Annotated in this window: 16 protein-coding genes and 2 pseudogenes; 13 read left to right on the top strand and 5 right to left on the bottom strand. The window is 68.4% G+C overall.

Translation table 11 applies throughout. The features are described 5' to 3' along the window. Nucleotides 1-27: 27 nt before the first annotated feature. Nucleotides 28-1,677, bottom strand: a complete 1,650-nt coding sequence (locus G6N66_RS00185) for an acetolactate synthase large subunit (RefSeq protein WP_085234169.1) — start codon at nucleotides 1,675-1,677, stop codon at nucleotides 28-30. A gap of 84 nt (nucleotides 1,678-1,761) precedes the next feature. Between G6N66_RS00185 and G6N66_RS00180 the strand changes: the two genes are divergently transcribed. After that, entirely contained in the window at nucleotides 1,762-3,180 is a 1,419-nt protein-coding gene (locus tag G6N66_RS00180) for an NADP-dependent succinic semialdehyde dehydrogenase (protein WP_085234170.1), read from the top strand. Between the two features lie 18 nt (nucleotides 3,181-3,198). Here G6N66_RS00180 and G6N66_RS00175 read toward each other — a convergent pair whose 3' ends face one another. Both G6N66_RS00175 and G6N66_RS00170 read right to left on the bottom strand, forming a co-directional pair. Beyond that, nucleotides 3,199-3,867 carry a TetR/AcrR family transcriptional regulator gene (locus G6N66_RS00175; RefSeq protein ID WP_085234171.1) on the bottom strand — a complete coding sequence of 223 codons (669 nt, stop codon included), beginning with the start codon at nucleotides 3,865-3,867 and terminating at the stop codon, nucleotides 3,199-3,201. A gap of 83 nt (nucleotides 3,868-3,950) precedes the next feature. Next, nucleotides 3,951-5,666, bottom strand: coding sequence for an acyl-CoA dehydrogenase family protein (locus G6N66_RS00170; RefSeq protein WP_085234172.1), 1,716 nt, complete (start codon nucleotides 5,664-5,666; stop codon nucleotides 3,951-3,953). A 75-nt stretch (nucleotides 5,667-5,741) separates the two neighbouring features. On the opposite strand from G6N66_RS00170, the gene G6N66_RS00165 reads away from it, so the two are divergent. Together G6N66_RS00165 and G6N66_RS00160 are read left to right on the top strand one after the other, a co-directional pair. After that, nucleotides 5,742-6,722, top strand: a complete 981-nt coding sequence (locus G6N66_RS00165) for a phosphotriesterase family protein (RefSeq protein ID WP_085234173.1) — start codon at nucleotides 5,742-5,744, stop codon at nucleotides 6,720-6,722. After that, complete coding sequence (locus G6N66_RS00160) at nucleotides 6,715-8,196, top strand: AMP-binding protein (RefSeq protein ID WP_085234174.1); 1,482 nt, start codon at nucleotides 6,715-6,717, stop codon at nucleotides 8,194-8,196. The genes G6N66_RS00165 and G6N66_RS00160 overlap by 8 nt, the downstream gene beginning before the upstream one ends. Here the strand turns inward: G6N66_RS00160 and G6N66_RS00155 are convergent. Then, a complete protein-coding gene (locus G6N66_RS00155) occupies nucleotides 8,162-9,325 on the bottom strand; it encodes an acyltransferase family protein (protein ID WP_085234175.1) in 1,164 nt (387 codons plus the stop codon). The two genes, G6N66_RS00160 and G6N66_RS00155, sit on opposite strands and share 35 nt — an antisense overlap. A 65-nt stretch (nucleotides 9,326-9,390) precedes the next feature. On the opposite strand from G6N66_RS00155, the gene G6N66_RS00150 reads away from it, so the two are divergent. From G6N66_RS00150 to G6N66_RS00140, 3 genes are all read left to right on the top strand, one after another. Beyond that, nucleotides 9,391-10,644, top strand: a complete 1,254-nt coding sequence (locus tag G6N66_RS00150; RefSeq protein ID WP_163645748.1) for a DUF3068 domain-containing protein — start codon at nucleotides 9,391-9,393, stop codon at nucleotides 10,642-10,644. A gap of 4 nt (nucleotides 10,645-10,648) precedes the next feature. Beyond that, nucleotides 10,649-12,316 (top strand): hypothetical protein, encoded by a 1,668-nt coding sequence (locus G6N66_RS00145; RefSeq protein WP_085234177.1) that lies wholly within the window; start codon nucleotides 10,649-10,651, stop codon nucleotides 12,314-12,316. A gap of 167 nt (nucleotides 12,317-12,483) precedes the next feature. Further along, complete coding sequence (locus tag G6N66_RS00140; RefSeq protein WP_085234182.1) at nucleotides 12,484-12,840, top strand: type II toxin-antitoxin system HicB family antitoxin; 357 nt, start codon at nucleotides 12,484-12,486, stop codon at nucleotides 12,838-12,840. A 99-nt stretch (nucleotides 12,841-12,939) separates the two neighbouring features. Here G6N66_RS00140 and G6N66_RS00135 read toward each other — a convergent pair whose 3' ends face one another. Continuing rightward, nucleotides 12,940-14,079, bottom strand: a complete 1,140-nt coding sequence (locus G6N66_RS00135) for a glycosyltransferase family 4 protein (RefSeq protein WP_085234178.1) — start codon at nucleotides 14,077-14,079, stop codon at nucleotides 12,940-12,942. 72 nt (nucleotides 14,080-14,151) lie between these two features. On the opposite strand from G6N66_RS00135, the gene G6N66_RS00130 reads away from it, so the two are divergent. From G6N66_RS00130 to G6N66_RS30205, 7 genes and pseudogenes are all read left to right on the top strand, one after another. Further along, a complete protein-coding gene (locus G6N66_RS00130) occupies nucleotides 14,152-15,303 on the top strand; it encodes a hypothetical protein (protein ID WP_085234179.1) in 1,152 nt (383 codons plus the stop codon). A 21-nt stretch (nucleotides 15,304-15,324) separates the two neighbouring features. Next, entirely contained in the window at nucleotides 15,325-16,092 is a 768-nt protein-coding gene (locus G6N66_RS00125; protein ID WP_085234180.1) for a class I SAM-dependent methyltransferase, read from the top strand. Nucleotides 16,093-16,136: 44 nt separating this feature from the next. Continuing rightward, nucleotides 16,137-17,606: an aldehyde dehydrogenase gene (locus tag G6N66_RS00120; protein ID WP_085234181.1), complete on the top strand. Its 1,470-nt coding sequence runs from the start codon at nucleotides 16,137-16,139 to the stop codon at nucleotides 17,604-17,606. Between the two features lie 366 nt (nucleotides 17,607-17,972). After that, nucleotides 17,973-18,104, top strand: a complete 132-nt coding sequence (locus G6N66_RS29920; RefSeq protein WP_263988783.1) for a hypothetical protein — start codon at nucleotides 17,973-17,975, stop codon at nucleotides 18,102-18,104. Then, nucleotides 18,101-18,736: a TetR/AcrR family transcriptional regulator gene (locus G6N66_RS00115; RefSeq protein WP_232079164.1), complete on the top strand. Its 636-nt coding sequence runs from the start codon at nucleotides 18,101-18,103 to the stop codon at nucleotides 18,734-18,736. The genes G6N66_RS29920 and G6N66_RS00115 overlap by 4 nt, the downstream gene beginning before the upstream one ends. Nucleotides 18,737-18,895: 159 nt before the next feature. Then, nucleotides 18,896-19,921, top strand: a pseudogene (locus tag G6N66_RS29200) (PE family protein); the annotation flags it as partial. A 94-nt stretch (nucleotides 19,922-20,015) separates the two neighbouring features. Continuing rightward, a pseudogene (locus G6N66_RS30205) lies at nucleotides 20,016-20,159 on the top strand (PE domain-containing protein); the annotation flags it as partial. Nucleotides 20,160-20,227: the final 68 nt, after the last annotated feature.

Genomic DNA, 20,227 nt, shown 5'->3' with positions numbered 1-20,227 from the left:
CCACCAATCGTGAGCAGCTCGTCCACCCTAAAGCGTTTCATCCAGCTCACCGAGCCGGTCGGTCAATCGCAGATTCTCCGAGTAGTCGACCGGGCACCAGATCAGCGACACCCCGTCGTCATCGAGCGCGGCTTGCAGCGTCGGCAATAGTTCGTCGGCGCTGGTGATCCGATAGCCCTTGGCGCCAAAGCTTTCCGCGTAGGTCACCACGTCGGGGTTGCCGAAACGCACGAAGTGGTGTTCGCCCAGTTCGAGATCCATCTTCCACTCGATCAGCCCGTAGCCGCCGTCGTCCCAGATCAGCACCACCAGCGGGATCCGTTCCCGCACCGCGGTCTCGATCTCCTGCGAGTTCATCAGGAATGCGCCGTCGCCCACCACGGCGAGGACCTTCGCCTCCGGCCGCGCCAACTTGACCCCAAGAGCGCCCGGGAGCGCGAAACCCATGGTGGACAAGCCGTTTGAGATCAGGCAGGTGTTGCGTTCGTAGGTCGGGTACAGCCGCGCCATCCACATCTTGGTGGCGCCGGTGTCCACCAGCACCACGTCGTCGCGGCCCATCGCCGCGCGGGTGTCGGCGACCACCCGCTGCGGGGCCAGCGGGTAGCGCGAATCCTGTTGTCCGCGAGCGTATTCCTCAGACAGCAGGCCGGAACCGGGTATGTCGGCGCCGTCATCGAACCGGGTGCCGGCGAGCGCGTCGGTCAGCGCGATCAGGGAGGCGCTGATGTCGCCGATGATGCCCACGCTCACCGGATAGTGCATGTCGACCTCGGCGGGGAAGCGGTGCACGTGGATGATTTTCTTGTCGGCCTGCGGGTTGATCCGGACCGGGTCGAATTCCTGCAGTTCGTAGCCGACCGCGACGACCACGTCGGCGTTGTCGAATCCGAAGTTGACGTAGTCGTGCCGCATGAACCCGATGGTCCCGATGGTGTTGGGGTGGTCGTCGGGCATGACGCCCTTGCCGTGGAAGGTGTTGGCCACCGGGATGCCGAGTTGTTGGGAGAAGCGGACCAGCGCGGCGGTGGCGTCGGCGCGGGCGGCGCCGTGTCCGGCCAGCACCACCGGCCGCTTCGCGCCGCGCAGCACGTCGACGGCGCGTTCGACTTGACCGGGCGCCGGGGCCTCGGCGCGAACCACGTTGCGCGGCAACGGGGTTAGGTCGTAGTCGGCCTCGTCGGCGTCGATGTGCTCGGGCACGGCCAGGTAGACGGCCGCCGGGCGCTCGGTTTCGGCGACCTTGAACGCCTTGCGGAACATCTCCGGGATGGCGCGGGCGGTCGGGACGCCGGCGGCCCAGCGGGTGATCGGGGCGAACATCGACACCAGGTCGACGTATTGGTGCGACTCCTTGTACTCGCGATCCTCGCCGACCTGCGCCGAGATCGCCACCATCGGGGTGCTGTTCGTGGTGGCGTCGGCGACGCCGAGTTGCATGTTGATCGCGCCCGGGCCCAAGGTGGCCGACACCACCGCGGCGCGGCCGGTGACCCGGCCGTACATCTCGGCCATGAACGCCGCCGCCTGCTCGTGCCGGGTCAGGATGTACCGGATGGTCTTCGAGGAGGCCAGCGCCTGCACGAACCGGATGTTCTCCTCCCCGGGCAGCCCGAACACCACGGACACCCCCTCGTTCTCCAGGCACTCGACCATCAGCTGAGCGGCTTTACTCATCCGACACCTCCCGTTTGGAACAGTAGTGGCAGGCTATGCGTTGGAGTGTTGGACGTTTCGCAAACTCACCAAAGGAGGGCCAGCGTGCCCATCGCCACCATCAACCCGGCCACCGGCGAGACCGTCAAGACCTTTACCCCCGCGACCGATGACGAGGTCGACGCCGCGATCGCGCGCGCCCACGAGCGGTTCCTGGACTACCGCCACTCCACCACCTTCGCCCAGCGCGCCGAATGGGCCAACAACGTCGCCGATCTGCTGGAAAAGGAGGCCGACGACGTCGCCGCGATGATGACCCTGGAAATGGGCAAGACGCTGAAGTCGGCCAAGGCCGAAGCGCTGAAGTGCGCCAAGGGTTTTCGCTACTACGCCGAGAATGCCGAGCAGCTGCTCGCCGACGAGGTCGCCGATGCCGCCAAGGTGGGCGCGAAACAGGCGTACACCCGCTACCAGCCGCTGGGCGTGGTGCTGGCCGTGATGCCGTGGAACTTTCCGCTCTGGCAGGCCGTCCGGTTCGCCGCGCCGGCATTGATGGCGGGCAACGTCGGGCTGCTCAAGCACGCCTCCAACGTGCCGCAGTCCGCGTTGTATCTGTCCGACGTCATCATTCGCGGCGGCTTTCCCGAGGGCTGCTTCCAGACGCTGCTCATCTCGTCGAGCGCCGTCGAGCGCATCCTGCGCGACCCGCGGGTCGCGGCGGCCACCCTGACCGGCAGCGAACCGGCCGGCCAGTCGGTGGCGGCGATCTGTGGCGACGAGATCAAACCCTCCGTGATGGAGCTGGGCGGCAGCGACCCGTTCATCGTGATGCCGTCGGCGAACCTCGACGAGGCCGTCAAGACCGCGGTCACCGCCCGGGTGCAGAACAACGGTCAGTCCTGCATCGCCGCCAAGCGGTTCATCGTCCACACCGACATCTACGACGCCTTCGTCGACAAGTTTGTCGAGCGCATGGAGGCCCTCAAGGTCGGCGACCCGACCGACCCGGACACCGACGTGGGTCCGCTGGCCACCGAGTCGGGCCGCGACGAAATCGCCGAGCAGGTCGACAGCGCCGTCGCGGCCGGCGCCAAGATCCGTTGCGGCGGAACGCGTCTCGACCGGCCGGGGTGGTTCTACCCGCCGACGGTGGTCACCGAGATCACCAAGGACATGGCGCTGTACACCGAAGAGGTGTTCGGGCCGGTCGCCTCGATGTACCGCGCGTCGGGCATCGACGAGGCGATCGAGATCGCCAACGCCACCACCTTCGGGCTGGGTTCCAACGCGTGGACCAATGACGAGGCCGAGCAGCAGCGCTTCATCGACGACATCGAGGCCGGCCAGGTCTTCATCAATGGGATGACGGTGTCCTACCCGGAGTTGGGGTTCGGCGGCATCAAGCGCTCGGGCTATGGCCGCGAGCTCGCGGGCCTCGGCATCCGCGCGTTCTGCAACGCCAAGACGGTCTGGGTCGGCTCGGTCGCGGCCGGCGATTCCGGCGGCGACACCAAGGTGGAGTGAGCCGGCACCGCGTCCGTATCAGGTGACGTCCTTGACTGGCGCGGCTTGCGGCGAGAACGCCGCCGCCAGGACGGCGACGAGCCGGCGCACGGCCAGCGCGGGCTGCTCCGGGGTGGGCTCGTCGAGGCCGAGGACCGGATCCAATCCGCGCATGTACGGCGCCAACGCCAGGTGCGGAAAGATCAACAGCAGCAACGACAACAGCGCGTCGGTGTCGGCGTCCGCCCGCAGGTCGCCCCGCGCCTGCGCCTCGCGCACCAGCGGCCGCAGCACCTCCAGGTAATGGCGGTGGATGACGTTTTGCACGCTGACGCGCGCCTCGGTGTCGACCTCCAGCGTGGCCGCCGCGTGCAGCGCACGCTCGTGCGGATGATCGGCGAAGTAGGCGATCCAGGCGTCGAGCCAGTCGGTGAGGAATTCAAAGAAGGGCCGGCTGGGGTCGAGCTCGCGGATCCGGACCTCCATGTAGGACCGCACCCGCTGGCTGCCGATGTCGGCGATGAACGCGAACAGGTCCCGCTTGTCGGCGAAGTATTGGAACAGGCTGCCCTTGGCGACACCCGCGCGCCGGGCGATGACGTTGAGGCTGCCCCCGGAAAATCCGTGCGTCCCGAATTCCGCCTCCGCGGCTTCCACTATCGCGGCGCGGCGAGCCGGATCGACGCGCGCCCACGTCACCGTCGGCATGGCAACCCCCGTTGTGTGATGACCACCGGTCATTCTACTGTGATCGGCGTCACAGTCAAGTTGGGGCGACGATTATGGACGCATCACGGGCGCATCTCGTATGCGCCGTTCAGCGGCAGCACGTGGTCCTTCCAGACCTGCGCGTAGCGGCCCGGGTCGGCGACCGGGCGCCGGATCATCCGCATCGCGAACCGCGCCTGCTCGTCCGTCGTCGCCGCCTTGTCGTGCAGTTCGACGGCGTAGCTGTTGAAGTCGCGCACCAGCACGGCGAAGATCTCGTCGAGCAACGCGTCGTCCACCCGCGTCGTCCCGGCCTCTTCCAGGATGAGCTGCGCGTAGGGCACCAGCGCGAAGAGCTGGCCCACGCCGAAGGCGAAGTCGATGTCCTTCTGCTGCTTGGCATCTGGGGTGGCGGAGGCCAGCATTTCGGCGAGCACGTCGACCTGGTCGCGCAGCAGCGCGACATTGGGCAGATGGGCATGGCCGTCGAACGCCGTGCACCAGTTGTGGAAGCGGACCTTGCCCAGGCCGCCGGTCGGTCCCTGCGCGAACAGGAACGAGTCGTCGGCGTCGTCGTCGCGGCGGCCGATCACCGGCAGCTCGGTGTCGGGGGCGAACAGGTAGTTGGGCATGAACTTGGCCAGCAGCCCGATGTTGATGTGCACGGTGCCCTCCAGCCGCGGCAGCAGACCGATCTCGCGGGCCACCGTTTCGAAGAAGGTGTCCTTCTCCACGCCCTTGGCGGCGATCACGTCCCACAGCGCGGTGATCACCCGCTCCCCCTCGCTGGTGACCTTCGCCTTGGTGAGCGGGCTGTACAGCAGGTAGCGCCGATCGTTCGCCGACGCGCTGCGCATGTAGTCACACGCGCGGGTGGCGACCAGCCGCATCGCGACCAGCCGCACGTAGGCGTCGGTGAGCAGCCGGCGCACGTGGCTGAAGTCGGTGACGACGGTGCCGTACAGGTAGCGGTTGGCCGCGTGGGTGACCGACTCGTACATGGCGTGCGTGCACATGCCGATCGCGCCCCAGCCCAGGTTGTACTTGCACACGTTGACGGTGTTGAGCGCGGCGTGAAACGCGTCCATGCCGCGGTGCAGGATGTCGGCCTCGGTGACCGGGTACTGGTGCAGCGCGTAATTGGCGACGTAGTTCTGCGAGTTGACCACGTTCTTGATCAGCGTGTAGCGGTCATGGTGGGAATCGGCGGCGAAGAAGACGTACTCGCCGTCTGGTGACGAGTCGTCGATCTTGCCGAACGTCGAGACCATCCGGGCCACATTGGCGTTGCCGATGTAGTACTTCTCGCCATTAGCGACCCAGCCGTGCCCAAAATCGCTAGTCGGCGTGAGGATCATGTCGGTCTTGTAGACGTCGGCGCCGTGCCGTTGTTCGGAGAGACCGAACGCGAACACCTCGCCCTGCTCGAGCTGCGCGGCGGCCTTGCGCTTGGCGTCCTCGTTGTCGCTCATCCAGATCGGGCCCAGGCCCAGCGCGGTCACCTGGAACGGGTACCAGTAGCTCAGCCCGTAAAAGCCGATGATTTCGGCGAACTCACTGATGCGGTAGGTGTCCCAGCGGCAGTCGCTGGCGCCGTACTCGCGTGGTGTGAGCAGGGAGGCGAAGATGCGTTCCTTGGCAATGAAGTCGAGGAAGTCGGAGTACCACACGCGTTCGTGGTCGTCGTGCTTGAGCCGCGCCTTGCCGCGGGACTCGAAGAACTCCACGGTCGCGGCCATGATCTCCGCCGAGCGGGCGTCGGGGTATCTGCGTTGCAACCGGTTGGGATTGAGCAGCATGAGGGGAACGTAGCGCAAACAGGCCTGCCGGTGAACCTTCAAAAAAATGAGCTGCGGCCCCCTAGCATCAGGGACGTGCCAGAACTCAACACCGCTCGCGGAACCATCGATACCGCCGATCTGGGCGTCACGCTCATGCACGAGCACGTCTTCATCATGACCACCGAAATTGCCGAGAACTATCCGGAAGCCTGGGGCGACGAGGACAAGCGGGTGGCCGACGCGATCACCCGGCTGAACGAGCTGAAGTCGCGCGGCGTGGACACCATCGTCGACCTCACCGTGATCGGGCTGGGCCGCTACATCCCGCGCATCGCCCGGGTGGCGGCGGCCACCGAGCTGAATATCGTTGTGGCGACCGGGCTTTACACCTACAACGACGTGCCGTTCCGGTTCCACTACGAGGGCCCGGGCGGGCTGCTCGGCGGTCCGGAGATCATGGTCGACATGTTCGTCCGCGACATCGAGCAGGGCATCGCCGACACCGGCGTCAAGGCCGGGATCCTCAAGTGCGCCACCGACGAGCCCGGCATCACGCCGGGCGTCGAGCGGGTGCTGCGCGCCGTCGCGCAGGCGCACAAGCGCACCGGGGTGCCGATCTCCACGCACACCCACGCGGGTCTGCGGCGCGGGCTGGAGCAGCAGCGCATCTTCGCCGAGGAGGGCGTCGACCTGAGCCGGGTGGTGATCGGGCACTCGGGCGACAGCACCGACGTCGGCTACCTCGAGGAGCTCATCGCCGCCGGCTCCTACCTGGGCATGGACCGCTTCGGCATCGACGCGATCTCGTCGTTCGAGGACCGGGTGAACATCGTGGCGACGCTGTGCGAGCGCGGGCACGCCGACAAGATGGTGCTCAGCCACGACGCCAACTGTTACTTCGACGCGCTGCCCGAGGACCTGCAGCGGCAGATGATGCCGAACTGGCACTACCTGCACATCCACGACGACGTGATCCCCGCGTTGAAGCAGCGCGGCGTCACCGACGAGCAGCTGCACACCATGCTGGTGGACAACCCGCGGCGCATCTTCGAGCGTCAGGGTGCGTATGAGTGAGCCGGTCCCGCCGATCGGCGCGCAGATCTCGGCGCTGGCCGCGGTTACCCCCGACGAGCCCGCCGTCACCTGCGACGGGGTGACCCTGACCCGCGCCGAGCTGGATTCCTCGACGAACAGATTGGCCCGGGCCTACGCGCAGCTCGGCGTCGGCGTCGGCGACTACGTGACCATGGTGCTGCCCAACTCGATCGAGTGGATCCAGGCCGCGGTCGCGTGCTGGAAGCTGGGCGCGGTGCCGCAGCCGCTGTCGGCCCGATTGCCGGACGCCGAGTTGGCCGGCCTGTTGGAGTTGCGGCCGCCCGCGTTGCTGGTGGGGCGCTCACACTCGGAAATGCCAAGCGTGCCAGCCGGTTTCACGCCCGATCCGTCGTTGTCCGACGCGGGGCTGCCCGAGGCGGTGTCGCCGGTGTGGAAGGCGATGGGGTCCGGCGGCAGCACCGGCCGGCCCAAGCTGATCGAGTCCGGCGGTGACAGCCGGATACCGGCCGCCATCGGTTATCCGCTGGGCGCGCAGGAGGGCGACACCACCCTGGTGCCAATTCCGTTGTCGCACAACACCGGGTTCACCACCGCGACGATCGCCCTGATCATGCGCCACCACCTGGTGGTGATGAGCCGGTTCGACCCGCAGCAGTTCCTTCGGCTGATCACCGAGCACCGCGTCACGTTTTTGACGACCGTGCCCACGATCATGCAGCGGACGCTGCCGGTGTATCACGCCGACCCGGGGGCCTACGACCTGTCGTCGCTGCGCCGGTTCTGGCACATGGGGGCGCCGTGCCCGCCGGCGATCAAGGAGGCGTGGATCAACCTGCTCGCCCCCGAGGTCGTCTGGGAACTCTACGGCGGCACCGAATTACAGGCGCTCACCTTCATCTCGGCCGACCAGTGGTTGACCCACCGCGGCTCGGTGGGCGTCGTGGTCGCCGGGGAGATGAAGGTCCTCGACGACGACGGCAACCCCTGCCCGCCCGGCGTGGTCGGCGAGATCTACATGCGGCCCAGCCCCGGTAGCGCGCCGACGTACCGCTACGTCGGCACCACGGCGAAGAGCCGCGACGGCTGGGACTCGCTGGGCGATCTCGGCTACTTCGACGAGGACGGGTTTTTGTACCTGTCGGACCGCCGGGTCGACATGTTCACCGTGGGCGGCCGCAACGTCTACCCCGCCGAGATCGAGAGCGCGCTGTCGGCGCACCCCGACGTGCTGTCGTGTTTGGTCGTCGGCGTACCCGACCCGAACTCGGGCGATCTCGGCCAGGTGCCCTACGCCCTGGTGCACACGGCCGACGGCTCGACCCTGGATGACGAAGGGGTGAAAGAGTTTCTGCGCGAGTCGATTTCGTCGTACAAGGTGCCGCACATCGTCGAATTCGTCGACACCCCGCTGCGCGACGACGCCGGCAAGGCAAGGCGCTCGGCGGTGCGCGACGAGATCATGGCGCGATTGAGTCAGCCTCAGCGTCAGTGACTTTCGGCGCCGTCGCGGCTCGTTTTTCCCAGCGCCGCAACGCTTCCCGGGCGGGCGCCTCGATCAGGCCGTAGCTGACGGCGGCGATCGCGAAGCCGAAGATCAGCGTCAGCACCAGCACCGTCGGCATCCGCCCGGTGAACGGGAACGTCCCGATCACCGGGAACACCATCGCCAGCGCGGCCAGGTGCCAGATGAACAGGCCGTAGGACCAGCGCCCCAGCGTCACCATGGCGGTGCTGCCCAGCAGCCGGTGTTCCGTGTCGGCACGATCCAGCACCAGCGGCGCCACCAGCGCCCACGCCACCACCGCGCCCATCGCGGCCTTCACCGCGAACTGCCCGTTGCTGCCCACGGCCAGACCCGCCGGGCCGGCCAGCGGTGAGGCCGCCACCAGGTAGGCCAGCACCGCCAGCAGCGCCATCGGCACGCGCTTTCGGGCCAAGCGGTGCGCCACGCCGATCGGGCTGTGCACCCACTCGGCCAGCAGCATCCCCGCCGCGAACCAGGAGAAGAACGTCGGCGGCCAGTTGAGCGGGTTAACACCCGACGGGGTGTGTATCGGCACCCAGGCCCACGCGAGGCTGAGCACGCCCACGGCGGCGATCGCCGGCACCCGCGCCTGCACCGGCACGCGGCGGGCCAGCAGCGCCAGGATCGGCAGCGCCAGGTAGAAGGTGACCTCGACGGACAGGCTCCACATCTGGGTCAGGCCGGCCGTCAGGGTGAGCGGCACATAGATCTGGGTGAGCGTCAGGTTTGCCAACCACACCGTCGGGCTGGCGTGATCGGCGTCGGGCAACAGGGTGAGGATCACCGCGACCGCCACCACATAGGCCGGCATGATGCGGACCACCCGCGAACGCAGGTAGTGGCCGGTGGCGGGACGGGGCTCGGCGTCCCGGGCCGCCGCGGCGTGCCCACGCCACAGCAGGAATCCCGACAGCGCGAAGAACACCGCCACGGCAAGGTCGAAGCGACCGAACAGCCGGCCCGCGACACCACTGGAATGCCCGGTCTGAAATGCGACGTGGGTGACCACCACCCCCATGGCCGCGCACGCGCGCATACCCTCGACAGCGGGGAGGAAGCTTCGGGTCCCGCCGACCCGCTCGCCACTGGTCACCATGACAGTCTGCCCGTGCCGCGTTGCTGTTAGGGTCGAACGGGTTTCAACAAGGAGGTCACATCAACGTGAACCGAACTGTCATGTTGCGGTTCGCGGCGTGCGGGACCATCGGACTCGGGGCCGCCCTGTTGATTGCTGCGCTGTTGTTGTCGACGTACACCAGCAGCAGGATCACCAAGATCCCGCTCAACATCGACACCACCTTGGTCAGCGACGGCACCGGGACCGCGCTGGACTCGGCGTCGTTGTCCGGCGATCACGTCGTCGTCAACCAGAACGTGCCGCTGGCGTCGCAGCAGCAGATCACCGTCGAGTCGCCGGCCAACGCCGACGTCGTGACGCTGCAGGCGGGCACCTCGGTGCGGCGCACCGACAAGCAGAAGGACAGCGGGCTGCTGCTGGCCATCGTCGACAGCGTGACGCTGAACCGCAAGACCGCGATGGCCGTCTCGGACGACAGCCATCCCGGGGGTTCGGTGCAAAAGCCGCGCACCATCAACGACGAGAGCCCGCCGACCGCGATCCCGCTGCGCCATGACGGGCTGTCCTACCGCTTTCCGTTCCACACCGAGAAGAAGACGTATCCCTACTTCGACCCGATCGCGCAGAAGGCGTACGACGTCAACTACCAAGGCCAGGAAGACGTCAACGGGCTGACCACCTACCGCTTCACGCAGAACGTCGGCTACAACGCCGACGGCAAGCTGGTGGCTCCGGTCACCTACCCGTCGCTGTATGCCGGCGACGAGGACGGCAAGGTCACCACCTCGGCGGCGATGTGGGGCGTGCAGGGCGGCGACCCGGCGGAGCAGATCACCATGGTCCGCTACTACGCCGCGCAGCGGACCTTCTGGGTGGATCCGGTGACGGGCACGATCGTCAAGCAATCCGATCACGCCAATCACTACTTTGCCCGCGATCCGCTGAAGCCCGAGGTGACGCTGGCCGACTACAAGCTCACCTTCACCGAGGACACCGTCGAATCGCAGGTCAATTCCGCCCGCGACGAGCGCGACCGGCTGGCGTTGTGGTCGCGGGTGCTGCCGATCACGTTCACCGCCATCGGGCTGATCGCGCTGATCGGCGGCGCGCTGCTCGCCTCGTTCAGCCTGCGGACCGAGAGCGCGCTGGCCGCGCCCGACCACGACGATGCCGACTTCGGCCGCAGAGCCGAGCGCGTACCCGGTGACGAAGCCGAGACCGAGCAACTGCCCGCCCACCGCCCCGAACACGGCGATGATGCGGATCCACCCGGGGCCGACCCGCCCCCGCCGGATCCGGGTCCGGCGCCCGACCCGGCGCCGCCCGACGAGGAATAGCCCGATGCGGGCCAGCGTGGCCCGACCGGCGTACGCGTTGCTGCTGGCGCTGCTCGTGGTCGCGCCGCTACTGCGGCCCGGATACCTGCTGCTGCGCGACGCGGTGTCCACCCCGCGGTCGTATCTGTCCGATACCGCGCTGGGGTTGACGTCCGCGCCGCGGGCGACGCCGCAGGATTTCGCGGTGGCGGTGGCCTCTTCGGCTCTTGACGGCGGCGTCGTGGTGAAGGCTTTGCTGGTGCTGGGGTTATGGCTGGCGGGCCTGGGCGCGGCGCGGCTGGTGGCGGTGGTGCTGCCGTCGGCGGGGTTGGGCGGCCAGTTCGTCGCGATCACGCTGGCGATCTGGAATCCGTATGTCGCCGAGCGGCTGTTGCAGGGCCATTGGAGCCTGCTGGTGGGCTACGGCTGTCTGCCGTGGGTGGCTTCGGCGATGCTGCGGCGGTCACTGTTCGAGCTCGGGTTTTGGGTCGCGCTGGCCGGGCTGACGCCGACGGGACTGCTGCTGGCGGCGACGGTGGCGCTGGTCTGCGTGGTTGCCCCCGGCGCGGGCCGGGTGCGGTGGCTGTGCGCGGCCTTGGCTGTTGCGGTGGTGGCCGCGCTGCCCTGGCTGGTGGCGGCGGGGGCGGGCTCGCCGCTGACGGCTGCCAGCGGACGGCCCGGGGTGACGGCGTTCGCTGCACGCGCCGAGCCCGGCCTGGGCACCCTTGGCAGCCTGGCCAGCCTCGGCGGGATGTGGAACGGTCAGGCCGTACCCGATTCGCGGGCAACGCTTTTCGCTCTGGTGTCGGCCGGGGTGCTGTTGGGTGTGGTGTTGTTGGGTGTGCCGGTGCTGGCGCGCCGGCCCGCGACGGTGCCGCTGCTGGGGCTGGCGGTGGTCGCCGTCGTGGTGCCGGCGTGTTTGGCGACCGGCCCCGGCCTGCGCCTGCTCGGAGCGGTGGTCGACTTTGTGCCCGGGCTTGGTGTGCTGCGCGACGGGCAGAAGTGGGTGGCGCTGGCGATGCCGGCATACGCGCTGGCCGGTGCCGGCGCGGTGGTTCTGTTGGGGCGCTGGCTGCGGCCGCTTGGCGCGGCGGTGGTCTGCTGCCTCGCGTTGGTGTTGGCGCTGCCCGATTTGGCCTGGGGGGTGTGGGGGCGGGTCGAACCGGTGCACTACCCGGCGGGCTGGGCCGCCGTGGCGGCGGCGATCAACGCGGCGCCCGGCCCGGTGGCGGTGCTGCCCGTTGGCACGATGCGGCGCTTTGCGTGGTCCGGTCCGGCGCCGGTGCTCGATCCGCTGCAGCGTTGGGTCCGTTCCGACGTGCTGGCCACCGGTGACCTGGACATCGGCGGGGTGACCGTGCCCGGGGAGGGCGCGCACGCGCGTGCCGTGCAGGACTTGCTGCTGCGCGGGCCCGACCCGTCGGCGTTGGCGTCGGCCGGGGTGGCGTGGCTGGTCGTCGAAGCCGATACCCGCGGCGAGATGGGTCTGGCGGGGCGCACAGTCGACCGGCTCTCGTCGGTGTATCACGACGGCTCGTTGGCGCTGTACCGGATCGGCGGTTCCGGTGCGCCTGCCGCCGGCCGCCTTGCGACCCTGGCCGCGCATTGGGTGTGGCTGGCGTTGTTGATTGGGTGCGGTGCTGAAGTGACGTTCCTTTCGCTTCGTGCAAGGCTGCGCTGCGGTAGTCACTAGTAGTCACTTTCGTCTCTCGGCGAGGAGATAGTGCACTTTGAAACTTGATGGCGCATGCGACATCACGCGGCTGGCGCACGAGCCCGAATTAACGACAGTCACTTCCGTCTCTCGGCGGGGAGATAGTGCACTTTGAAACTTGATGGCGCATGCGACATCACGCGTGGGTGAACCGCTACACCTACCGCGCCGAATGGTCACCTGAGCGCGGTGAATACTCCAGCCGGTGCATCGAGCTGCCGTGGCTCGAGCAATGGGCTCCCACCCTGCAGGAGGCCACCGCCGCCGCGCAGCGCGTCGTCGACGAGTATCTCGACGAGCAGATTCGAGATGGCGGCGAAGTGCCGGCCCCGCTCAACGAGCGCCACTACAGCGGCAAGTTCGTGGTGAGGACTTCGCCCAATTTGCACGCGAGGCTCGCCCTCGAAGCCGCCGAACAGCGTGTGTCGATGAATCACTGGGTGGTGCAGAAGCTTTCGGGGCGCCTTGACCATCGGCTTAGCGACATCTTCGACTTCGATTAGCGCCGATTAGCGCCGTGCGATATCGCATGTGCTATCGACTTTCAGCACTGGGTAATGGTCACCCGGAGGTGCTGGTGTGGCTATTGGGACTCGTGCCGTTCAAACGACGCCGCTGATTGGCGTGCCGGCTTGCACGGCTTCCAGCACCGTGCGCATCGCGTCGGCGCTTTGCGCCCAAGAGAACTCGACGCTGCGCGCCTGCGCCTTGGCGCCGAGCTCGTCACGCAGGACGGGGTCGCACAGCAGCTGCTCGAGGCGATCGACCAGCTCGGGGCCGTCGTCCACCAATATCCCGGTGACGCCGTCGACGATGGAGTCGCACAGTCCGCCGGAGGATCGATACCCGATGGTGGGCACCCGGTGCTGGGCGGCCTCCACCACCGCCAGACCCCAACCCTCCTTGCGGGAGGGCAGCACATGCACCCAAGAGTGTTGCAGCACATGGTGTTTGGTGATGTCGTCGACGTGGCCGTGGAAGGTCACCGCGTCGGACACGCCGATTCGGTGCGCATGGTCGACGAGCCTTTGTCGCCACCATCCGTCACCGACGATGTCGAGGTGCAGGCCGGGAAGGCGCGGCCGCAGCTCGGCCACCGCATTCAGCGCATCCTCAATCTGCTTGTGCGGCACCAGCCGTGACAGCACCACGACGCGCGGTGCGGCCGCGCGCGGGCCGGACAACGTGTGCGTCGGCGCTTCATCAAGACCGTTGCGCACCAACGCGATTCGCTCGTTGTCGACGCCAAGGGTGACCAAATCGCGAGCCGACGGCAACGACACCGTCACGTATTGATTGCGACGGTTCGCCCAAGGCGATAGCCGCGACTCGATGAACCAACCGAGCCGGCCGAGCACCGGCCCGGCCACCGGCCACTGTTCCCGATGGCAGTGGTGCACCAGCATCACCACCCGCCGGCCGTAGACCAGCCGGGCCAAGAACGGCAAGCCGTTCTGAGTGTCGACAACCACGTCGGGCGCGGCTCCGCGCAGCCGGGCGGCGGCCATCGCCGCCAGCGCCCAGAGGTACACCGAATAACGCCCGCCCGCGCGGCTGATCCGCACGCCGTCGACCACTTCGCGTCGCGGGGCAGCGGCGTAGCGCGCGGTGCGCAGCGTGACGTCCACGCCCGACGCCGCGAGCTGGGCACCGATGCGCTGCAGGTAGGTTTCGCTGCCACCGCCCTGCGGGTGTCCGGTATCGCGCCAACACAGCAGCAATACCGAGCGCAGGGTAGACATCGACCGCCAGCCTAGACGGAGGGCCAGCGAGCAAATCTTTACGGGCTGGCCAGCGGGTGGGATCGTGTCACGATGAGCATCAGCAATGAGCCCGCCGCATCGCGCAGGTTTGTGGCTCATCCCCCCTTCTGGGGCTCGAAATGGGCCTCGCTCACGAACCCCGCCTGGCAAAAGAACCCCGTCGGGTCCTACCTGATCATAGTGGTCGCGATCATCGCCTTTACCGCCGTCTTCGGCGGGCTATACATGGCCGTTCAGTCCTCGGTTATGCGTCATTCCGGCGGATTCGCCGCCGAGATGACGGACAAGCTGATCCGGTACGGCGCTGTGGCGCTCCTTTTCGGCGGCGTCGGAGGCTGGTACTGGTGGTCGCAACGGTCCGGACACGGAAATCTCGTCATCGACGTCACCGGCGATGGGATGACGGTCAGCAAGCGGCCGGGCGATGTGTATCGGTTCGCCGACGCGACGCTCGGCGTGTGGGGTGTCACCGGCGGCATGACGATGGGCACCGCGCTGCATCTGCGCTGCGGTCCGCGCCGCTTCATTCTCGGCGGGCGTGACTTTCGCGCGGCTGCCGGCACGCGGCTCGACGCGCCCGACGCCGGCTACGGCCTGCCGGTGGACATCGACGCCTGGGTGACGGGTGCGGAGTTCGGCGAGATTCTCGCGATGGCCGGCCGCCGGGGCAACCACAGCTTGGCCGTCCGCCCGCCCGACCCCGGGGAGCCCACCCGGTGCCTGTTGTTTCCCAGCACACTGCTGGTCCAGCAGATGGGGCCGTTCGCGATGCGGCGAAAACAACAACTCCTGCGATCGGTCAATCAACCGCGCCTGGCCATCGACGTCGACGCCGAAGCGATGCGGGTGGTCGACCTGGACACCAACGCACTGGTTGTCGCGTCGCCGCTGGCGCAGGTGAGCGCGGTTCCGGAGACGTACCGATATCGGCAGGGGTTCGGAATTGGCTCCCTCGAGACCGGGTTTGCCTCGTCGCTGTCCACGACGCCGGTCATGGTCGTACATGTCCCCGGTATGCAACCGCTCAGCATCGGATGCCGTGACTCCACCACCGGCTTGAACCGTCGATTTTCCTGGCCCCGTGACGTGCATCAGCGCGTGAACGACCCGCCGGACTTTTCGGTCTCGGGGGCGGATTGGCTGACGCTGGTGGAGAAGTTCGGCCTGACCCCCTATCTGCAGCGGCACGACCAACAGGCCTAACCCGACCCGTAGGGTTGGCCGGTGGCCGTCACCGACGTTTTCGCGCGACGGGCGACGTTGGGCCGCTCGGTGCGGCTGCTGTCGCAGTTCCGCTACGAACAGTCCGACCCGGCGCGGTTCTACGGCGCGCTGGCGGGCGACACCGCGGCGATGGTCGGTGAACTCTGGCGCGGCCTGCACGGCGAGGACCCGTCCGGTCGCACGCTGCTCGACGTCGGCGGCGGACCCGGGTACTTCGCGACCGCCTTCGCCGATGCCGGGCTGCGCTACCTCGGCGTGGAGCCGGACCCGGGCGAAATGCATTCCGCTGGAACAGCTTTCGCGGGTGCTTCGGGCGGGTTTGTGCGCGCGTCCGGGATGGCGCTGCCGTTCGCCGACGACAGCGTGGACATCTGCCTGTCGTCCAACGTGGCCGAGCACGTGCCGCGGCCCTGGCGGCTCGGCGCCGAGATGCTGCGGGTAACCAGGCCGGGCGGGCTGACCGTGCTGTCCTACACCGTGTGGCTGGGCCCGTTCGGCGGCCACGAGATGGGCCTGACCCACTACCTGGGCGGCGAGCGCGCCGCCGCCCGGTACGCCCGCAAGCACGGCCGTCGGCCGAAGAACGACTACGGGTCGTCGTTGTTCGCGGTGTCGGCCGCCGAGGGGCTGAGCTGGGCCGCGAATACCGGCGCGTTGGTCGCCGCATTCCCCCGCTACCACCCGCGATGGGCGTGGTGGCTGACGTCGGTGCCGGCGCTGCGCGAGTTCGCGGTGAGCAATCTGGTGCTGGTGCTGTCACCCCGGTAATGGAACGTGTTCTAATCTGGCGCGAGCTTGGGTAGGGTGGCGCCATGACCGACATCAAGACCGAGTACGACAAGCTTTTCATCGGCGGCAAATGGACCGAGCCGGCGACCGGCGAAGTCATCGAGGTGCACTGTCCGGCGACCGGCGAGTACGTCGGCAAGGTGCCGATGGCGGCCGCGGCCGACGTGGACGCGGCGGTCGCCGCGGCGCGCGCCGCGTTCGACAACGGCCCCTGGCCCGCCACCCCACCGAAGGAGCGCGCGGCCGTGCTCGCCAACGCGCTCAAGCTGATGGAGGAGCGCAAAGACGGGTTCGTCAAACTGCTCGGCCTGGAGACCGGCCAGCCGCCGACCTCGGTCGAGACGATGCAGTGGATGAGCGGCATCGGCGCGATGAACTTCTTCGCCGGCCCCGCCGTCGAGCAGGTCAAGTGGCGCGAGATCCGCACCGGCGGCTACGGGCAGACCATCGTGCATCGCGAGCCGCTCGGCGTGGTCGGCGCGATCGTGGCCTGGAACGTGCCACTGTTCCTGGCGATCAACAAGCTGGGCCCCGCGCTGCTGGCCGGGTGCACCGTCGTGCTCAAGCCCGCCGCCGAAACCCCGTTGAGCGCCAACGCTTTCGCGCAGGTGTTCGCCGACGCCGGCCTGCCCGAGGGTGTGCTGTCGGTGGTCCCCGGCGGCATCGAGACCGGCCAGGCGCTGACCTCAAACCGCGACATCGACGTGTTCTCGTTCACCGGCAGCTCGGCCGTCGGCAAGGAGATCGGCCAGCGCGCCGCCGAGATGCTCAAGCCGTGCACCCTGGAGCTCGGCGGCAAGTCGGCGGCCATCGTCCTCGACGACGTCGACCTGGCGTCGGCGGTCCCGATGCTGGTGTTCTCCGGAATCATGAACACCGGGCAGGCCTGCGTGGCCCAGACCCGCATCCTGGCGCCCCGGTCGCGCTACGACGAAATCGTGGACGCGGTCAGCAATTTCGTGCAGATGCTGCCCGTCGGCAAGCCCGACGACCCGGCCGCCCAGATCGGATCGCTGATCAGCGAGAAGCAGCGCGCCCGCGTCGAGGGCTACATCGCCAAGGGCATCGAGGAGGGCGCGCGGCTGGTGTGCGGCGGCGGCCGTCCCGAGGGCCTGGACGGCGGATTCTTCGTGCAGCCCACGGTGTTCGCCGACGTCGACAACAAGATGACGATCGCGCAGGAGGAGATCTTCGGGCCGGTGCTGTCCATCATTCCGTATGACACCGAGGACGAGGCGATCAAGATCGCCAACGACTCGGCCTACGGGTTGGCCGGCAGCGTGTGGACTTCCGACGTGCCGCACGGCATCGAGGTGTCGGAGAAGATCCGCACCGGCACGTACGCGATCAACTGGTACGCGTTTGACCCGTGTTGCCCGTTCGGCGGCTACAAGAACTCCGGCATCGGCCGCGAGAACGGCCCCGAGGGCGTCGAGCACTTCACCCAGCAGAAGAGCGTGCTGATGCCGATGGGCTACACGCTGGAGGGTTAGCGGCCGCCGGCCTACCTTGCGCCGAGCGTGAACGCACAGCGAAATTCCGCGCTGTTTTTCGCCGTGCGTTCACGTTCGGCGTTTGCGTGCGCCAGCCGTGGGCGACGGCGGGCCGCCACGCTGCCGGGACGGGAAGAATCCGACCGGCAGGACGGTTGCGAGAATTATGCAAAAGAACATAATCCTCACGGTTTGCTCAGCTTGGCGGCGGACAGGAACAATGACGTAGGTCACATATTTGCCTGGTCTGCGAGTTTAGTGCCGCTAACCATTTGCTTAGTAGACCAAAGTCTTATATGGTTCTCAGCATAATCATGAGCCGCCGGCCCCGGCGCATGAGAGCAGCACACCGGCCGGGAGAAAATCATGTGGATCATCGAGCTCAACGTCGCGGGTTACCACTACACGCGCGAGATGCCCGACCTCAAACGCCGGCCGTTCCGGTTCAGCCCACGCAATCTGCACTGGCCGGCACCCCGGCCCACGCAGGCTGCATGACCCGGGCCAGCACAGGCGCGCAGGCGCCGACTCGCGCGCCCAAGCGCGGCAACACCCGGACAAAAATGCTGGTCGCCGCCGCTGACGTGATGCGCGAGCGCGGGGCGGCCGGGGTCACCATCGACGAGGTGCTGGCCCGCAGCGGCGCGCCGCGCGGCTCGGTCTACTACCACTTCCCGGACGGGCGCAACCAGATTCTGGCCGAGGCCCTGCAGTACTCCGGGGACTCCATCACCGCCATGATCGACGACGCCGCCGGCTGGGGCGCCAAGGCCCTGCTGCGCGAGTTCGTCAAATTCTGGGAACGCTTGCTCACCGACGCCGACTTCGCCGCGGGCTGCCCGGTGGTTGCCGCAGCGATCGGGTCAAGCGACGACGACCCCAAACTCTCCGCCGAGGCGGGCGTCATCTTGGGCCGCTGGTGTACTGCGTTGACCGGGGCATTCGTCAACGACGGCTTCGCCGACGAGGAGGCTGAGTCGTTGGCGGTCATGGCGATCGCCGCGCTGGAAGGCGCGATCGTGTTGTCCCGCTCGACCCGCTGCGTGCGGCCGTTGAGCCAGGTCTGGGACCAACTCGAATTCCTCATCAAGGCGAGGGAATTCGTCCGTCGCAACGGGCTGTCCGAGTAGCGGCGCTTCGCCAGCCGGACGACCGGACGCCATAACGAAAGATTTGTTGCGTGTCCGTTTTCTTGTGAGATCGACGGGTACTCGCCCACTCCCCTTCGGCTCGACGATCACCTGAGCTGCCTGACCGCCGGGTCGTGAAATTTCCGGCGGAGGTGTGGCATGACAACCGTAATCGCAGCGCCCGAAATGATGGCGGCGGCGGCGTCGGAGTTGGCGAGGCTGGGTTCGGCAATCGACGCCGCCACGGCGGCGGCATCGGCTCCGACGACGGGGGTGCTCGCGGCCGGCGCTGACGAAGTCTCGGCGGCGGTGACGGCGCTGTTCCACGCGCACGCCAGGGACTACCAAGCCCTCAGCGCCCGAGCGGCGGCCTTTCATCAGGAGTTTGTGCAGGTCCTCAACAGGGGCGCGACCGCCTATGCCGACGCCGAGGCCGCCAACGAGTCGCCGCTGCTGCTCGTGGTCAACGTGGCCCTGCTGGCGCTGTTCGGGCGCCCGCTGATCGGCAACGGCGTCGACGGCCTGGTGCCCGGTTCCAACGGCGGCCCCGGCGGATTCTTGATGGGCAACGGCGGAAACGGTGCGCTGGGCGCACCGGGCCAAAACGGCGGCAAGGGCGGGTCGGCGGGGCTGATCGGCAACGGCGGGCACGGCGGGGCCGGCGGGGCGGGCGCCGCCGGGATTGCGGCCGGCAACGGCGGCGCCGGCGGGCGCGGCGGGCTGCTCTCCGGCAACGGCGGCGCGGGCGGGGCCGGCGGAGTCGGCGTCCTCAGCGACGGCGGCAACGGCGGCCGGGGCGGTAACGCGGTACTGGCCGGCAGCGGCGGGGCCGGCGGGGAAGGCGGGGCCGGTGCGGCGGACCTCCCGGTCGGCAGCCCCGGCGCGTCCGGCGGCGACGGCGGCAGGGGTGGCAACGGCGGGCTGTTCACCGGCGACGGCGGGGCCGGCGGGAACGGCAACAACGGCGGAATCGGCGCCCTCGCCCCCGGCGGCGCGGGCGGCGCCGGCGGCCACGGCGGTAACGCCAGATTGTCCGGCAGCGGTGGAGACGGCGGCGACGGCGGCGACGGCGCCTCCGGCATGCCGGGCGGGAGCGGCGGCGTCGGCGGTCAGGGCGGCAACCGCGGTCTGCTGTCCGGCACATTCGGCAGCCACGGCGCACACGGCCGAAGCGGCACGAGCCTGCAGCTCACGCCGTTGGTCGCGGGCCTGATCTAGCCACATTCGCCCACACATTTGCGTTTGGTGTGAATGTGCAGGCGTCTGCTGGGAATTCGCTATGCGCGCCGAAGGTTCGCGCTGCGCTCGCGCAATGTCGGTTGTGAACGCGATGCCGGACGTAATGTGTTCTGCTGCAACGGATCTGGCGAATCTCGGGGCGGCGATCAGGGAGGCGAACGAGGCCGCGACACCCCGACCGCGGCGCTGTTCGGCCGCAACGGGCTCGACGGCGGGCAAGCCCCTTAGCGGACCATCCCGGCGCAGCACGAA

It is taken from the genome of Mycobacterium conspicuum (assembly GCF_010730195.1).
Classification (GTDB): Bacteria; Actinomycetota; Actinomycetes; order Mycobacteriales; family Mycobacteriaceae; genus Mycobacterium; species Mycobacterium conspicuum.
The sequence above is the reverse complement of the archived record's forward strand: the minus strand, read 5'-3'. Positions and strand labels throughout refer to the sequence as shown.